The sequence below is a fragment of the uncultured Nonlabens sp. genome (assembly GCF_947495285.1).
In the GTDB taxonomy this organism is placed as follows: Bacteria; Bacteroidota; Bacteroidia; order Flavobacteriales; family Flavobacteriaceae; genus Nonlabens.
This window is the reverse complement of the sequence record NZ_CANLXZ010000003.1, coordinates 121,062-136,352: the sequence shown is the minus strand read 5'-3', so window position 1 is coordinate 136,352 and position 15,291 is coordinate 121,062. Positions and strand designations below refer to the sequence as shown.

The window sequence follows — 15,291 nt, the reverse complement described above, 5'->3', positions numbered from 1 at the left end:
GTGAAATGGTAAAAAAAATGGACAATCAAACTATAAAATCAATCACAGGAAATCATCATTATCTAAAAGCTTTTTATGCGGCATTTAAGAACTAAATTGGTATAAAACCATTTTGTTATTTGAATATTACAGGTTCCGTGATCTAAATAAGCATTAGCACTACTATGAACCCAGTGGTGCTCTTCCTTTACATAACCTGCTTCAATTGGATTATAGTGAATGTAATTAAATGCGGCTTCTAACTTTTTTGTTCTATCCGTTATTTTAGGATGAAAACCATCTTTCCATACTTTATAATTTGTGTGTCTTTTTGATTTGTTTGCCAAAAAAGAAAACGTTTCTAATAACCAGTCTTTGCGGCTTTCTCCAGGTTCATTGATGGTATCAATGATCTTTTTTGCAGTGGATTTTTTCAGATCTCTAATAATCTCATTAATAGGTTGACCTTTTGTTCCTACAATCATGTGAAGATGGCTAGGCATAATTACATAAGCATAAACTAGGAGCCCTTTTTCTTTAATGCAATGATTGATTGAATCTTCTACGACATGAACGTATCGATCTCTTGTAAATAAATCGATCCATTTTACCACGGTTAATGTAATAAATAGTTCTCTTCTTGATCTTTTACTTTATACCGTTCTGACATAGAAGCAATATAGCATTTTGTGAATCGCATTACAAATGCTCAGCTTGTGGAGCACGCGTTGCAAACGCGCGCTAAAAAACAACTTAGTGTTATGAATAGCTTTACAAATACTCAACTCTTAAAGCAACAGTTACAAATGCTCATTACTGAATAAATAGTATAATTAAGCCACTTAAACTTAAATTTTACTACAGTAAATTAACCATTTTAATTGTATTGCCATCTATCTTTGTTGCTATGTCTCAACAAATAACAACACTCACTTTTTTTAAATATCCTAGCTTTAAACAAAAAGTTTGGGCTTTTGGAATGATGCAGTTTGCGCACAGTCCATTAAAAAAGACAGCTGGACTAGAGTTTTATAAGCTGTTAGGTTCTGGTAAGGAAAATTTTGATCCCAAACCAGACTGGAGTGTTTATGGATTATTACAAGTATGGGAGAATGAAGAGTCTGCAAAAAGCTTTTTTACCAATTCTAATTTATACAATCGATACCTAAAGAACAGTTCTAACCAGCTTACTTTCTATATGAAATGTATAAAAGCCCATGGACAGTGGTCTAAGAAAAATCCGTTTGAGGTGAGTGAGAACTTAGTTGAGGATAACGATTTTATAACGGTTATTACTAGAGCAACCATTAAACTTAAAATGCTTAAGAAATTTTGGGATTATGTCCCTACATCACAAATAGATTTAATCGATAATCCTAATTTACTATTCACCGCAGGAGTAGGAGAGCGACCAGTAACTCAAATGGCTACTTTCAGCCTGTGGAACGACGCAAGAGCTTTAAAGAAATTTGCTTACCGCAGTCAGAATCATAGACACGCAGTACAACAAACACAGGCATTACAATGGTATAAAGAAGAGCTGTTTACTAGATTTCAGCCCTTTAAAATTAAGGGAACATGGGCAGACTTTGAAATACCTGAAAGCCTTAAATAATTAAAATAATTTTTTAAAGAAAGCACTTAAAAATGCAGCCGATGTCATGGGCAACATAATACCTAGCTCCTGACTCAAACTAGTTTCTTGGTCTAGAAAACGGAAGATAGTCTGTATCTTATTTTTTTTATATAAGGTATGAAAAACCTCATGTCCTCGTCCATTATCGCCGTGTAATACATCCAGCATGATATCATCATAAAAGCCAAATTTCTTTGAAATCATACCATGAGTCAGCTCACGTTTTGATAACATATTATCTACTAATTGTGCTGCTTTTTTTTCACTCATTTTAAAACTATAACCAGTAGATGGTTTTACCCAACCACCAGCGGTGCCTATTTTTAAATGGTTTTTTCTATGGTGCTGCTCAAATTTATAGGAGGTCATAGGTATGATACCTTGCTCTGTTTTTTCAATAGAATATTGAGTCAGGTGCAGGTACTTTGTAATATATTCTTGCAGGTACTTTTCATAAGTAGCATCGCTTACCACATCTTTAGAAAAATAGGTAAATTCTACAAGAGCTTGTGTTGTAGAATAAGGTAAAACGTAGGTAAAGCTGGTCGTGCCAGCATCTCTTAACCTATAATCCATCATGGTAAATACCTCTGGATCAAAAGTAGGTTGCTGGGTTTTTATTACCCAACCCTTAAAATGTTGCTGTAGAGTAGTAGCTTTAGTATCTTGAAAAAACTTTGGATCTATACGACTGTCTAAAACTACAGATGCGGTTACAGTACCCTGTTCACAAACTATTTTTTTAATATCGCCGCTGGACACGCTTTGAACTTTATCTTCTATTAATGTGAAATTAGGTTTTTGTTGTAATTCCGCTTTCGCGAAAGCGATAAAATCACGACTCTCAATAGTCTTGTATACATATGGATCGATGTCTAGGCCTATAAAATCATGAGGCATTATGTAGCTGCCTTTTTTCCAACTGTGAGAGATTAAATGATCCCATTTACCTTTACCTTTTTCCCAAAAAGACCAAGTTTTATCTAATGAAGCCGCTTTAAAATCATCTATAATAAGGATGTTAAGATGCACTTTACGGCGCAGTAATTCTTGTACAATGTGGCTGCCAGCGCAGCCCATGCCTATTATGGCTATATCGTAATGACTATCCATAGACCTATTGCAAAGAGAAGTTGTACACCATATAAATGATAAGATAGGATTTTATTTCCTTTGAGTTTAAAATGTAATGCTACAGCATGTAAAATAGCAGCTACCACATACCAGCAAATATAGTTATACCAGCCTGCACCATTTTTAAAATGCCAGAAACCGGCAAAATCACATATTTGTTCTAGAAAGAAATCTAGACCTACCATAAGCGTCGCGCCACTAGCGATAATGGCTATAGAAGATTTAAAAAACTTCTTTGCAATAATATGTGTTGTAAATGTAAGTAAGGCCCAGTTAACACCTATCAGCACAGGGATTCCATCTAACTTAGGGCCGAAATTTGAACCGTAATAATAATCGCCGAATAAGCTACCTGTATGAACACCTATCCATTCTACTAGTATGCCAGTGCACATAAAACCGATAAATAACAGCACTGCCTTAGGTGATTCTATCTTGAAAAAGAATATCAATAGAAATAGTAAGTAAACCATGGTAAATGGTGACTTAGGCAAGAAAAAATCTTCATAGCCCATAGCGATACCTATAATGGCAGCTATGTGAATGATCCATAAAAATAGGATTGTTATTCTCATGTATTTGATTTATTGATAAGATCTGCTGTGATTTGTGCGCTCAATAAACATAATGGAATACCACCACCAGGATGGACAGAGCCACCTACATGATAGAGATTTTTTATTTGTTTATTAAAATTAGGATGTCTTAAAAATGCAGCAAATTTATCATTACTAGCGGCGCCGTAAAGTGCACCTCTGTAAGAACTCGTATTAGCCTCGATACCTTGAGGTGTTAGGATGTATTCAGTTTTAATATGATTTGAAATATTTACACCTAGACATTTTTCAATTTTATCGATAATGTCCTGTTTAGCTTCTTTCACGATTTGTTCCCAGTTCTGACCATAATCTCCTGGTGCGTTAATCATCACAAACCAGTTTTCATGTCCGACGGGAGCATCTCCTTGGGATTCTTTACTAGTTATATTAATGTAAACAGTAGGATCTTTTGATAAGGTTTTGTGCTTAAATATATGTTCAAATTCAGTTTGATAATCTTCAGAAAACAAAATGTTGTGCAGGTCCAGTTCTGGGAAAATTCTATCGATTCCCCAATAAAAAATAAGCGCACTGCTAGATCGTTCTTGATTGAGTGTCTTTTCTGGCGCTTTCACATCCTTCATTAAGTTGCGATAAGTAGGATAGATGTCCATATTAGAAACAACGAGATCTGCTTCATAAGTCGCACTATCTGTGGTGATACCGGTAACTTGTTTATCGAGATGATTGATGTGAGTTACGCTTTCGCGAAAGCGGAATTCTATTCCCACCTTTTCACCCATTTCAAATAATGATTGTGAAATGTTGTGCATACCACCGTCTGGGTAATAAGTTCCTAAACTCAATTCTAAATGAGGAATCATGCTCATAATACCAGGTGTCTGATAAGGAGAAGATCCATTATAGGTAGCATATCTATTAAATAGCTGAGTCAGTTTGGGATTTTTAAAAACTTGGTTTTCCTGATCTAGTGTATTTGAAATGCCTAAAAATGGGGTGTTGATTAATGCTTTTAACGTATCCATCGATAGGTAAGTAGATGCTTTGTGAAGTGATTTCTCTAAGAATAAACTTTTAGTAAGGTTGTATTTCTTTTTGCTTTTTTGAAGATAGGAGTATAGCGTTTTTTCATTTTCATTAAATACGGTAGCCGCAGTACGGACAAATTCTTGTGAATTAGTACTGGCTTTAAAAACGGTGCCATCTTCCCAAAAATAGTGACAAGCTACCTGTTTAGAACGGTAAGAAAATAAGTTTTCATGTTCTGGAAATAGTTGCAACAAATCATCAATAAGATGAGGTAATGTGAATAACGATGGACCTAGATCAAATCGATATCCATCTTGATCTATGGCGTGTAGTTTACCACCTGCATAGTCATTTTTTTCAATTACTATAACATGATAGGCTTGTTTCTTGAGTCTCAAAGCTATGGCAAGACCACCTATTCCAGCGCCTATGACTATGGCTGTTTTCATAACTATTTAAAATACTTAAATGGGACAACTAGCATACCGAAGTTTTCTCCATCTTCTTTACCTAAATGCTTGTGGTGCATTTTATGAGCGCGTCGCAATCCTTTGGCATATTTGTTATTTGCTTTGCGCAGCCATTTAAAACGCTGGTGTATAAAAACATCATGTACCACAAAATAGGCGATACCATATGCTAGAATACCAGCGCTTAATGGTAAGGTCCACCAGATGTCATAAAAGCTATGTATTAATTTAAGTCCTATACTTATTACAGCATAGAAGACAAAAAAGAAGTCGTTTTTCTCAAACCAACTGTTGTGTTTTTTATGATGGTGATCTTCATGAAGATTCCATAAAAAGCCGTGCATTACGTACTTGTGCATCCACCAGGCGTTAAATTCCATGATGCAAAATGTAGCAATGAAAATACTTATCCAGTATAGTGCATTCATGTTTAGATCATATTGAGTTTATAGGCCATGTAACCTTTAGATAGCAGGAACATTTTTTCGTAGTTAGGAACACGTATTCTTGCGTTTCTAATTTCTTTAGAAGGTGTGCGTTCTAATCTAGTTAGGAGTCTTCTATAATAGGTGTAAGCGGTATAAACACCTAATTTTGCCTCCATAGGTAATCTTTGAATACCTTTGAGACCGGCATCAAAGTCTTCTTTAATTTCTTGAATGAGTCTTGCTTTATCTTCTTCACTTAAATCATGTAGATCTGTATTGGGGAAATAGCTTCTTTCTAGCGTATCAAGATCTGCTTTTAGATCTCTTAAAAAGTTTACCTTTTGAAAAGCACTACCTAATCTCATGGCGTCATCTTTAAGGTCGTTATACTTTTTCATGTCACCTTTTACAAAGACTTTTAAAGACATAAGTCCTACAACGTCTGCACTACCATAGATATAGTTTCTATATTCTTCGTCAGTTAGATATATGGATTTATCTAGGTCTAGACGCATGCTATGTATGAATGCACCATACATATCTGGTGTAATATCGTATTTATTAACCGTTTCTTGAAATGAGTTAAGAATGGGGTTAAGGCTAATCTTATCATCGATAGCTTTTTTTACATCTTCTTCAAAACGATCTAATAAGGTACGTTTATCATAATCGTGAAAAGTGTCCACGATCTCGTCTGCAAATCTTACAAATCCATAAATATTATGAATGTCCTGACGTATGCTAGGTCCTAACATTTTACTGGCTAGTGAGAATGATGTACTGTAATTATGTGTAACAGCTCTACTGCATTCTCTTGATACTTTATCAAATAAGCTTTTCATTATTGGTCATTTTTTTTAATAAGTTCAGCGGCTAGTTTTCCAGATATAAGAGACGGTGGCACTCCAGGACCTGGTACTGTTAACTGACCTGTAAAATATAGGTTTTTAACTTTGCGACTTCTCAAATTAGGTCTAAGAAAAGCAGTTTGTAATAAAGTGTTTGCCATTCCATAGGCATTACCTTTATAACTATTGTATTGTGATATAAAATCATTAACACAAAACGATTCTTTAAATATAATATGATCTGTTACATTTTGTTCTGTTCTTAATTCAAATCTTTTTATGATTTTATTAAAATATTCTTCTCTTAATTCTGGGGTGTCTTCTAAATCTGGGGCTAGCGGAATTAGGAAAAAGCCATTTTCACAACCTGCAGGTGCTGTAGAAGGATCTGTTATGGACGTAAAGTTAGCATAAAACAGAGGTTCTTCTGGCCATTTAGGGTCTTCATAGATTTCATTTGCATGTTTTGTAAAATCAGTGTCAAAGAATAAATTATGGTGATCTATATTCTTTAATTTTTTATCAAACCCTACATAAAAAATAAGTGAGCTAGGAGCAAAGGTTTTTTTATCCCAATAGGATTCAGAGTACTGTCGGTGTTTTTCAGGTAATAATGTTTCAGAGTGATGATAGTCAGCTCCAGAGAGAACAATAGGGTAGAGGTGTTTTTGTCCCTTAGTCATTAGTCCTTCTATCCTACCTTTTTGATCAACAAGAATTTTTTCTATAGGACTTTCTGTTTTAATGACTACACCTAGATCTTCAGCTAGTTTTTTCATGGCTATAATCACTTCATACATACCGCCTTTAGGATGCCATGTCCCAAGGCCAAAATCTGCATAATTCATGAAGTTGTAAAAGCTAGGCGTATTTTGAGGCGTAGCTCCTAGAAATAAAACAGGGAATTCTAATATACTAACTAATTTAGGGTTAGTAAATTTCTTCCTTACATCTTTAGAAACATTACCTATAAATGCCCCTACTTTTTGAGCGGTTTGTGGTGTAATCAACTCAATAGGAGATTCTCCAGGTCTATAGACTAGGTTTTTAATAGCTATCTCATAGTTTTCCTCGGCCTTAGACATAAATTGTTGTAAAGGTTTAGAACTGCCTTTTTCTACTTTTTCAAAAGTAGCTTTAATGTCTTCTAGATTATCTGCTATTTCAATTTTATCATCTTCAAACACCACAGAGTATGCAGGGTTAAGCTTATCTAATTGATAATAATCAGATGGTTTTTTATTGAAATCTGCAAAGAATCTTTCAAAAATATCTGGCATCCAGTACCACGATGGCCCTATGTCAAAGGTAAAACCATCTTTAACAAGTCTGCGCGCTCTACCGCCTACAGTGTCATTTTTTTCATACATGGTAACCTCATAACCATCTCTTGCAAGATAACAAGCCGCTGCAAGTGATGAAAACCCTGACCCTATTACTGCTACTTTATTCATGCTTCTACTAATTGAGGTATGTTATTAATAAGGTCTGATATACCCTTAAATACTTTGTGGTTATCAGACAAATGTTCTGTTTTTATCTTTTGAGCCATATGACCTAAAATCCATAGCTCTGTATCACTTTCTCGTGCTACTTTACGATTAAATTTCTTAAGGAAAGATGGCAGTTCTTTTTCTACTGGCTGTACCGTTACGTAGGTTATGTATGTAGGCGTAATGCCGTTGTTTTTTAAAAAAGTTAAATGATCTAATACCATACTCGCACCTAGGTAAATAGTTTTGTTACCTCTTTTAAGCAGCTCATAATTTAGAAATAATAAACCTAGATCATGCATTTCATTTTCAGGTAAAAATAGAACATAGAAATTATCGCTATCATTTTTGGGCTGGTACTGTACTTTTTCTAGATTAATAAGGACTTTTTGTTTAATCAAATGACTTATAAAATGTTCATGGGCAATATTGATAGTTTTAGACTGCCATAAAAAGCCTAATTCTTCTAAAAAGGGAATGAATAAATCATAAAAAACACCTGTAAATCCTACCTCTTGCAACACAGAGTCATATACTCTACTAAACATAGCCTGATCAAAGTTAACCATCGCAAGTTTTAATTCTTGTATAGCATGATCATTTTTATTGTTTCTTATAGCTAGGTTACGTACTTGCGCCTCAATATCACTAGTAGTTAAACTAGCAATGGTAGAAATTTTTATACCAGCGTTTTTGAGATAGCTAACATTTAAAATCTTGCGCAACGCACTGAGATCATATGTTCTTATATTAGTTTCAGTTCTGTCTGGTTCTAATAAATTGTATCTTTTTTCCCAGATTCTTATTGTGTGTGATTTAATACCACTCAAATTCTCTAGGTCTTTAATACTGAATTTACTTTTTATCAAAATTTATTTTGTTTGCTTATTACTGGGTAAAGTTAAACAAAATTAATTATCATGAACTAAATTGATATTTAATTAACTATTAAAGTAAATGCTCGGTAAATTTAATGAGGTTTGTATGTATATAGTCTATACTCGTTTTCTTGCGTGAAAAAAGCACCTTAATTATATAATAAGGTCCAGTGATGTTTTTGAATTTGCTATCTTGAAACCGTAACTTACTTAGTAACTAGGATGGTCTAACCATTGCTTTACAGTACAGGTTTTATTTATAAAGATTATGTAAACAAAGCATTAGGACTGTTTATATAGCCCTCACGATAATGGTAAATGGGATTCTAGCAATAATTTATGTATCTTTCTCATTCTGTATTTTATACTTACAAAACTTAAGGACTGATTTTATTTAGTATCCATCCATTAGATAGATAATGGTTATAGTAAATAGGTCTATTGGTAGGCGTGGTAGGCGTGAATATCGGTATGATTTCATATTATTTAAGTTGTTTGCAGAGCTTAATTAATATGTTTTTAAGCGTAAAGAGCTATTTGGTGTATTTGCTTTTTTTTAATTGTAATTATATAATAAGGTCCAGTGATGGTTTTGAATTTGTTATCTTGAAAGCGTAACTTACTTAGTAACTAATATTTTTGCATAATTCTAAAATCCTACAACTTTTGGTCTTGATCTATTTTAAGAATCCATTTTAAATAGATATGATAAGTACAGAGTCCGATATAAAAAATAATGAATAATAGGTCATAAAATTTAAAAGCTAGATAACATAAATATTATCTAGCTTTTTTACTGTACCTGGAATGGGACTTGAACCCACACGTACAAAGTACACACGGCCCTCAACCGTGCCTGTCTACCAATTTCAGCACCCAGGTAAATAAAAAAAGTCCTTAATAAATTAAGGACTTTTTCGTTAACAATTGTTGTGATCTGGCTGGGGCTCGAACCCAGGACCCTCTCCTTAAAAGGGAGATGCTCTGCCAACTGAGCTACCAGATCTTCGTGTTAGCGGTTGCAAAGATACGTCTTTTTATTTGTTACGACCTAATTATTTTTAGATTATTTTTAAAAAAAATTTAGTTTTAATTAGAAAACGATAGAAAATGGCGTTTAAAATTATTTTAATAGGGTACATGGGGTCAGGTAAATCTACTGTAGGTCAGTGTCTTGCAAGTGATATCTCTTTTGATTTCTTAGATTTAGATTCAGAAATAGAAAAAGAAGAAAAAATTAAAATTTCTGAAATTTTTCAGACTAAAGGTGCAATTTACTTCAGAAAGAAGGAAAAAGTAGTTTTAGAAAAATTAATGAGTTTAGATAAAAACATGGTTTTATCATTAGGTGGTGGTACACCCTGTTATTTTGATTCTATGAATTATCTAAATAATCTAGAAGATGTAAAAACTGTCTATTTAGATATTCCTATACCTGTATTATCTGCCAGGTTAATAAAAGAGAAAGATCAAAGACCTCTTCTTAAGAATGTAAATTCTGAAGAAGAGATGTTAGAATTTATAGGAAAGCATTTATTTGAACGTAGACCGTTTTATAATCAGGCCAGTTTTAAAATAAAAGTAGATGAAGAAACACCAAGAGAAGTGGCACAGCAAATAGCGGCTAGTTTATTCTAGCATCACGTTAAAAGGTTTTTTCTCTAGTTGCACCTCTATATGTTCTTCAATAGTTGTGGAGAGAGAGAGTCCTTTAAAGTCTGCTTTTACGGGATATTTTTTGTGGTTTCTATTTACTAGTACAGCAGTTTTTAATCGGTCTAGTGGTACATTTAAGAAATGTTTTACAGCGTAGATTAAGGTAGTGCCGCTATTAAGTACGTCATCACAAATAATAACTCCTTTGTTCTCGTATTCACTAGTCGGTATGCTGGTTTGAATAGCCGCAAGTGGGTCGGTCTTATCTATTATTACTTTACACAATACGATTTCTGTGTCTATTATTTTAGATAAGGCTTTTTTTAACTCTTTTGCAAAGGTGTAACCGCCGCCTATTATTCCTGCTAGAATAATGCGGTCGTGATTCAAATATACTTCGGCTATTTGATAAGCAATTCTTCTTATCTTATGCTGTACCTGGTTATGGTCTAGAATTTCATTTTTAATCATTTCTTTTTCATATTTATTAAGAGTTCCTTTCCCTTTCTAGAATCTTCAGATGTATGGCATCTATTCATATTAATGATGTTAAATTTTTTCTCAAATAACTTGATGTATTCTTCTTTATTTCCTGTGTATGGCGGCTCTGTTCTTTGAGAAGTAAAATCAAATAGAACACCTTTTATATGCCCGTTCTTATTTAATAGATCATGACATTTTTTTTATATAGCTTTCGCGAAAGCGAGGTTCCAAAGCGCAAAAGAACGTTTGTTCTAATATTAGATCATACTTCCCAGTGTGTTGAAAAAAATCATCTTGCACCGTTGTGATGTTATCATTTATTACCAGCTTATTTTTAATCGACTCTAAAGGCTGGCTGGCAATATCGAGTACGGTAACATTTGTAAAACCAGATTCTATTAAATAAATCGCTTCATAAGAATTACCAGATCCTGGAATTAGTATCTTGGTATTCTTGTCGCTTAAATTATCTATAATTTGAGTAAGCGGTAAGGATGGATGGCCCAGATCCCAACCGGTAGAGTTACCTTTATATCTGTTTTCCCAATACATTTTACCGTGTTTCATTCTTCCTCCTCTTGGTTTAAGACGCTAGTAAGGTCTCTACGGTCTTTTTTAGTAGGTCTTCCTTCTCCTTTAATACGGTAATAATCCTGATTTAAGGCGATGAGTTTCTTTGCGTCAAAATTTTCTTGAGGCGTACGATCTAGTCTATATAAGTTCACGATTTTATTACCTACGCGGCCGTCCGGTAGGTCTAGGACTTCTACTTTATATTCTATTTGATCTTTACGCAATTGAATAATGTCGCCAGGATATACATCTCTAGCAGGTTTTACGATAGAGTCATTTACTCTAATTCGACCTTTCTTTGCGGCATCTGTCGCTTTACTTCTGGTCTTATAGTATCGTACACTCCATAAATATTTGTCTACTCGCATAAGAAGCTTTGTTATTAAACGTTATCACAACACTACAAAAATAGTTGAAAATACTATCTTTGATCGCTTTAAAAAATGATGATGAAAAAAATTAAATATTTATTCTCCTTTCTAGCAATAGGAATGGTGTTAGTCTCTTGTGGATCTGACGATGATAATGGTGTGGTAATAAGAGATAGAGGCGAGGTGTATACAGAAGACCTTGCAGAATTACAGGAGTATTTAAATACTCATTTTTATAACTATGAAGAATTTGCAACAAACCCTGTAGGAGCAGATTTTAGTATCGCTTTTGATACCATATCTGGTGTTAATGCTAATAAAATACCACTAGCAAATCAGGTAAATTCTAGAGTTTTATCGAGAGATGGTATAGATTATACTTATTTTACATTAAATGTACGTCAGGGTGGCGGTGCACTAAGACCTACCTTTGCAGACAGTACGTTAGTTTCATACGAGGGTCTATTATTAGATAATACTGTATTTGATGGTACTACTAATTCTATATGGTTTGATTTACCTGGAGCGAGTTCTTTAGGAGGTGGTGTAGTAGATGGTTTTGCAGCTGGTGTGTCAGAATTAAATGAGGCTACTAATATTACAGCAAATAGTGATGGAACTTTTTCTTTTATAGACTCTGGAATAGGAGCGGTGTTTATGCCTTCTGGATTAGGGTATTTTAGTACTTCTCTTGCAGGTATACCAGCCTATTCTCCTATTATATTTACTTACCAATTGCGAAAAGTGAATCTATCGGATCATGATGGTGATGGTATTCTTTCAAAATTTGAAGATCTAGATGGCGATTTAGATTTACAATCTCCAAATAATAGAGATAATACAGATCAAGATTTGAGAGGTGTGTTTAATTATCTAGATGCAGATGATGACGGAGATGGAGTACCTACTATTTTTGAAAATCCAGATCCTAATGGTGATGGTGATCCTAGCGATGCAGAAGATCTAGACGGTGATGGAATACCTGGTTATTTAGACTCTAATGAAGTAAATATCGATATCGATGGCGATGGTATTCAGAATAGATTTGAAGGTCCGGATCCTAACGGTAATGGTAATCCTAGCGATGCACTAGATACAGATAGTGATGGAATACCTGATTATCTAGACGATGATGATGATGGAGATGGGATACCAACTGCGTTAGAAAATGCAGACCCTAATAATAATGGGAATCCTATAGATGCACTAGATTCTGATGGAGATGGTGTCCCTGATTATCTAGATGCAGATTCATAGAGAGAAGATGTTATAAAAGATTAAAAAAAGAGACTGTCTCATTAATTTGAGGCAGTTTTTTTTGTTTTATACATTGATAAATTCATGTTTATTTGTGTCCTCATATCTAATAGTCAGATGTATGGATACTAATTTTAATGACTTTAAATAGCAGTAAAACTGGCTTTTTCCTTCCGTTAAGAAGCCTATTCCACAAATCTGTTCGCTGTAGAATTATAACAGCGCAATCACAGATTAGAGCGCCATAAAGAAATAGCTAGGCAACGACTTAATAGCGAGTTAGGAGAGCAAAAAAGAATACAGCGCACCGCTGGTGTAGAACCTGTTTTTGCTCATATTAAATCTAGCCATAACTTTAAAAGATTTACTTATAAAGGCATCAAAAAAGCTGAATTAGAGTTCGGATTACACGCTTTAGCAAATAATCTTGAGAAGAAGGTCGCATAAGAAACTTTAATCTTCTTCATTTTTATCTAGAATCAACTAATTCTACCAAATAAATTACTAAAACAAAAAACCGCCTCATTATGTTATATGAGACGGCTTCTATTGATTTATGAGTGTAAGTAAATTACTTCCTTTTAATTACCGCTTCAGCTTTAAGAGCGATATTTTCAGCATTTAAGCCATATTTCTCTAGTAATTGTGCTGGTGTTCCACTTTCACCAAAAGTGTCGTTAGTAGCTACAAATTCTTGTGGAGTAGGATGGTTAAGAGATAAAGTTCTTGCAACACTTTCTCCTAGACCGCCTAAGAAATTGTGTTCTTCAGCAGTTACTACACAACCTGTTTTCTTAACAGATTTGATTATAGCCTCTTCGTCCAGAGGTTTTATCGTGTGAATATTAATCACCTCTGCACTTATTCCTTTTTCATTAAGGGTTTTTGCAGCTTCTAGTGCTTCCCAAACTAAATGTCCAGTAGCAATAATTGTTACATCAGTTCCTTCTTGTAATAAGACAGCTTTTCCTATTTTAAACTCTCCATTTTCTGGAGTAAAGTTAGCCACCTTAGGACGACCGAATCTTAAATATACAGGTCCATGATGGTCAGCTATAGCTAGAGTAGCTGCTTTAGTTTGATTATAATCACAAGTATTGATTACTGTCATGCCTGGTAGCATTTTCATTAATCCTATATCTTCAAGAATCTGGTGTGTAGCACCATCTTCACCTAGAGTTAATCCAGAGTGAGAAGCACATATTTTTACATTCTTGTCAGAGTATGCGATACTTTGTCTGATCTGGTCATATACACGACCAGTAGAAAAGTTTGCAAACGTACCAGTAAAAGGTATTTTACCACCTATGGTCATACCGGCAGCCATACCCATCATGTTAGCTTCGGCAATACCTACTTGGAAAAAACGCTCTGGATTATTATTTGCAAACGCATTCATTTTAAGCGACCCAGTAAGATCTGCACAAAGTGCTACTACGTTTTCGTTTTTTTGTCCTAGTTCAGTAAGTCCATCTCCAAATCCGGATCTTGTGTCTTTACTTCCTGTGTTTTTGTAAATTTTCATATCTAAAATCTGCTGGGCAGATTGCTCTTTTAAATTAATAGTCGCCTAAGGTTTCTGGATTCTGTCTTAATGCCTCAGCAAGTTGCTCGTCATTAGGAGCGATTCCATGCCATGCATGAGACCCCATCATAAAGTCTATTCCATTACCCATTTCAGTGTGTAATAAAATACATACAGGTTGTTTTTTACCTGTTAGGGTAAGAGCTTCTTTAATACCTGCAAGAACAGCGTCTACGTCGTTACCTTTTGTAACGGTAACTACTCTCCACCCAAAGGCTTCAAATTTACCTCTTAGATCACCTAGAGCAAGAACTTGGTCTGTACTACCGTCTATTTGCTGGCCGTTTACATCGATAGTAGAGATGAGATTATCTACATCGTTTGCTGCAGCGTACATAGCAGCTTCCCAGATCTGACCTTCTTGCAACTCACCATCACCATGTAAAGTAAAAACCGTTTTTGTGTCACCGTTTAATTTCTTTACAGCAGCAGCACCTATAGCAACACTCATTCCTTGACCTAAAGAACCGCTTGCTATACGTACACCAGGTAAATCTTCATGTGTAGTAGGGTGGCCCTGTAATCTGGAGTTTAATTTTCTAAAAGTACCTAACTCTTCTACAGGAAAATATCCCGATCGAGCTAATACACTATAGAAAACTGGAGATATATGACCATTTGATAAGAAGAATAAGTCTTCATTAACACCATCCATATTAAAAGATGGGTCGTGATCCATAACCTCGTTGTATAGAGTTACTAGAAATTCTGTGCAACCTAGCGATCCACCTGGGTGTCCACTACTTACGGCGTGTACTTGTCTAACGATATCGCGACGTACTTGCGTTACTAAATCTTTTAAGTGCTGTGTATCAGCCATTTTAGAGTTTTTAAATGATCCTCCAAAAATAAGACTATTGACTTATAAGATGGTTTATTACTTAGGTCAGTTATTAACGATATGCTGGGTT

17 protein-coding genes and 2 tRNA genes are annotated in these 15,291 nt (G+C 34.5%); 4 read left to right on the top strand and 15 right to left on the bottom strand.

Translation table 11 applies throughout. The features are described from left to right. Window positions 1–62: 62 nt before the first annotated feature. Entirely contained in the window at window positions 63–593 is a 531-nt protein-coding gene (locus Q0838_RS02170) for a transposase (RefSeq protein WP_298950725.1), read from the bottom strand. A 293-nt stretch (window positions 594–886) separates the two neighbouring features. Between Q0838_RS02170 and Q0838_RS02165 the strand changes: the two genes are divergently transcribed. Further along, entirely contained in the window at window positions 887–1,594 is a 708-nt protein-coding gene (locus tag Q0838_RS02165) for a DUF3291 domain-containing protein (protein WP_298950723.1), read from the top strand. On the opposite strand, the gene Q0838_RS02160 is transcribed toward Q0838_RS02165, so the two are convergent. The 9 genes from Q0838_RS02160 to Q0838_RS02120 form a co-directional block, all read right to left on the bottom strand. Then, window positions 1,595–2,728 (bottom strand): lycopene cyclase family protein, encoded by a 1,134-nt coding sequence (locus Q0838_RS02160; RefSeq protein WP_298950721.1) that lies wholly within the window; start codon window positions 2,726–2,728, stop codon window positions 1,595–1,597. It abuts the gene before it with no gap. Continuing rightward, window positions 2,707–3,324 (bottom strand): carotenoid biosynthesis protein, encoded by a 618-nt coding sequence (locus tag Q0838_RS02155; RefSeq protein WP_298950720.1) that lies wholly within the window; start codon window positions 3,322–3,324, stop codon window positions 2,707–2,709. The genes Q0838_RS02160 and Q0838_RS02155 overlap by 22 nt, the downstream gene beginning before the upstream one ends. Next, a complete protein-coding gene (gene crtD, locus Q0838_RS02150) occupies window positions 3,321–4,787 on the bottom strand; it encodes a 1-hydroxycarotenoid 3,4-desaturase CrtD (RefSeq protein WP_298950718.1) in 1,467 nt (488 codons plus the stop codon). The genes Q0838_RS02155 and crtD overlap by 4 nt, the downstream gene beginning before the upstream one ends. Before the next feature lie 2 nt (window positions 4,788–4,789). Further along, complete coding sequence (locus tag Q0838_RS02145) at window positions 4,790–5,236, bottom strand: sterol desaturase family protein (protein WP_298950716.1); 447 nt, start codon at window positions 5,234–5,236, stop codon at window positions 4,790–4,792. A 2-nt stretch (window positions 5,237–5,238) separates the two neighbouring features. Continuing rightward, window positions 5,239–6,078: a phytoene/squalene synthase family protein gene (locus tag Q0838_RS02140; RefSeq protein ID WP_298950714.1), complete on the bottom strand. Its 840-nt coding sequence runs from the start codon at window positions 6,076–6,078 to the stop codon at window positions 5,239–5,241. Further along, entirely contained in the window at window positions 6,078–7,538 is a 1,461-nt protein-coding gene (gene crtI / locus Q0838_RS02135; protein WP_298950712.1) for an NAD(P)/FAD-dependent oxidoreductase, read from the bottom strand. The genes Q0838_RS02140 and crtI overlap by 1 nt, the downstream gene beginning before the upstream one ends. Next, a complete protein-coding gene (locus tag Q0838_RS02130; RefSeq protein ID WP_298950710.1) occupies window positions 7,535–8,446 on the bottom strand; it encodes a MerR family transcriptional regulator in 912 nt (303 codons plus the stop codon). Before Q0838_RS02130 ends, crtI begins: the two co-directional genes overlap by 4 nt. Window positions 8,447–9,254: 808 nt before the next feature. Further along, a tRNA-Leu gene (locus tag Q0838_RS02125) sits at window positions 9,255–9,337 on the bottom strand. 51 nt (window positions 9,338–9,388) lie between these two features. Then, a tRNA-Lys gene (locus Q0838_RS02120) sits at window positions 9,389–9,461 on the bottom strand. Window positions 9,462–9,565: 104 nt separating this feature from the next. On the opposite strand from Q0838_RS02120, the gene Q0838_RS02115 reads away from it, so the two are divergent. Continuing rightward, window positions 9,566–10,093: a shikimate kinase gene (locus Q0838_RS02115; protein ID WP_298950708.1), complete on the top strand. Its 528-nt coding sequence runs from the start codon at window positions 9,566–9,568 to the stop codon at window positions 10,091–10,093. Here Q0838_RS02115 and Q0838_RS02110 read toward each other — a convergent pair. The 3 genes from Q0838_RS02110 to Q0838_RS02100 all read right to left on the bottom strand — a co-directional run bounded on the left by Q0838_RS02110 (window position 10,085) and on the right by Q0838_RS02100 (window position 11,535). Further along, window positions 10,085–10,582 carry a phosphoribosyltransferase family protein gene (locus Q0838_RS02110; RefSeq protein ID WP_298950707.1) on the bottom strand — a complete coding sequence of 166 codons (498 nt, stop codon included), beginning with the start codon at window positions 10,580–10,582 and terminating at the stop codon, window positions 10,085–10,087. The two genes, Q0838_RS02115 and Q0838_RS02110, sit on opposite strands and share 9 nt — an antisense overlap. A gap of 198 nt (window positions 10,583–10,780) precedes the next feature. Continuing rightward, entirely contained in the window at window positions 10,781–11,161 is a 381-nt protein-coding gene (locus Q0838_RS02105) for a hypothetical protein (RefSeq protein WP_298950705.1), read from the bottom strand. Beyond that, entirely contained in the window at window positions 11,158–11,535 is a 378-nt protein-coding gene (locus tag Q0838_RS02100) for an RNA-binding S4 domain-containing protein (protein WP_298950703.1), read from the bottom strand. Before Q0838_RS02100 ends, Q0838_RS02105 begins: the two co-directional genes overlap by 4 nt. Window positions 11,536–11,616: 81 nt before the next feature. On the opposite strand from Q0838_RS02100, the gene Q0838_RS02095 reads away from it, so the two are divergent. Together Q0838_RS02095 and Q0838_RS02090 are read left to right on the top strand one after the other, a co-directional pair. Then, on the top strand, window positions 11,617–12,795 hold the full coding sequence (locus Q0838_RS02095; protein ID WP_298950701.1) for a peptidylprolyl isomerase: 1,179 nt from the start codon (window positions 11,617–11,619) through the stop codon (window positions 12,793–12,795). Between the two features lie 252 nt (window positions 12,796–13,047). Further along, window positions 13,048–13,242 (top strand): transposase, encoded by a 195-nt coding sequence (locus Q0838_RS02090; RefSeq protein ID WP_298950728.1) that lies wholly within the window; start codon window positions 13,048–13,050, stop codon window positions 13,240–13,242. A 124-nt stretch (window positions 13,243–13,366) separates the two neighbouring features. On the opposite strand, the gene Q0838_RS02085 is transcribed toward Q0838_RS02090, so the two are convergent. Together Q0838_RS02085 and Q0838_RS02080 are read right to left on the bottom strand one after the other, a co-directional pair. Beyond that, window positions 13,367–14,320, bottom strand: coding sequence for a transketolase family protein (locus Q0838_RS02085; protein WP_298950699.1), 954 nt, complete (start codon window positions 14,318–14,320; stop codon window positions 13,367–13,369). A 34-nt stretch (window positions 14,321–14,354) separates the two neighbouring features. Further along, window positions 14,355–15,200, bottom strand: a complete 846-nt coding sequence (locus Q0838_RS02080; RefSeq protein ID WP_298950697.1) for a transketolase — start codon at window positions 15,198–15,200, stop codon at window positions 14,355–14,357. Window positions 15,201–15,291: the final 91 nt, after the last annotated feature.

What these genes read in the sequence shown, in the direction of transcription:
- Q0838_RS02165 (WP_298950723.1), top strand. Translation starts at nt 887, where the DNA reads ATGTCTCAACAAATAACAACACTCACTTTTTTTAAATATCCTAGCTTT.
- Q0838_RS02160 (WP_298950721.1), bottom strand. Translation starts at nt 2,728, where the DNA reads ATGGATAGTCATTACGATATAGCCATAATAGGCATGGGCTGCGCTGGC.
- Q0838_RS02155 (WP_298950720.1), bottom strand. Translation starts at nt 3,324, where the DNA reads ATGAGAATAACAATCCTATTTTTATGGATCATTCACATAGCTGCCATT.
- crtD (WP_298950718.1), bottom strand. Translation starts at nt 4,787, where the DNA reads ATGAAAACAGCCATAGTCATAGGCGCTGGAATAGGTGGTCTTGCCATA.
- Q0838_RS02145 (WP_298950716.1), bottom strand. Translation starts at nt 5,236, where the DNA reads ATGAATGCACTATACTGGATAAGTATTTTCATTGCTACATTTTGCATC.
- Q0838_RS02140 (WP_298950714.1), bottom strand. Translation starts at nt 6,078, where the DNA reads ATGAAAAGCTTATTTGATAAAGTATCAAGAGAATGCAGTAGAGCTGTT.
- crtI (WP_298950712.1), bottom strand. Translation starts at nt 7,538, where the DNA reads ATGAATAAAGTAGCAGTAATAGGGTCAGGGTTTTCATCACTTGCAGCG.
- Q0838_RS02115 (WP_298950708.1), top strand. Translation starts at nt 9,566, where the DNA reads ATGGCGTTTAAAATTATTTTAATAGGGTACATGGGGTCAGGTAAATCT.
- Q0838_RS02110 (WP_298950707.1), bottom strand. Translation starts at nt 10,582, where the DNA reads ATGATTAAAAATGAAATTCTAGACCATAACCAGGTACAGCATAAGATA.
- Q0838_RS02105 (WP_298950705.1), bottom strand. Translation starts at nt 11,161, where the DNA reads ATGAAACACGGTAAAATGTATTGGGAAAACAGATATAAAGGTAACTCT.
- Q0838_RS02100 (WP_298950703.1), bottom strand. Translation starts at nt 11,535, where the DNA reads ATGCGAGTAGACAAATATTTATGGAGTGTACGATACTATAAGACCAGA.
- Q0838_RS02095 (WP_298950701.1), top strand. Translation starts at nt 11,617, where the DNA reads ATGAAAAAAATTAAATATTTATTCTCCTTTCTAGCAATAGGAATGGTG.
- Q0838_RS02085 (WP_298950699.1), bottom strand. Translation starts at nt 14,320, where the DNA reads ATGAAAATTTACAAAAACACAGGAAGTAAAGACACAAGATCCGGATTT.
- Q0838_RS02080 (WP_298950697.1), bottom strand. Translation starts at nt 15,200, where the DNA reads ATGGCTGATACACAGCACTTAAAAGATTTAGTAACGCAAGTACGTCGC.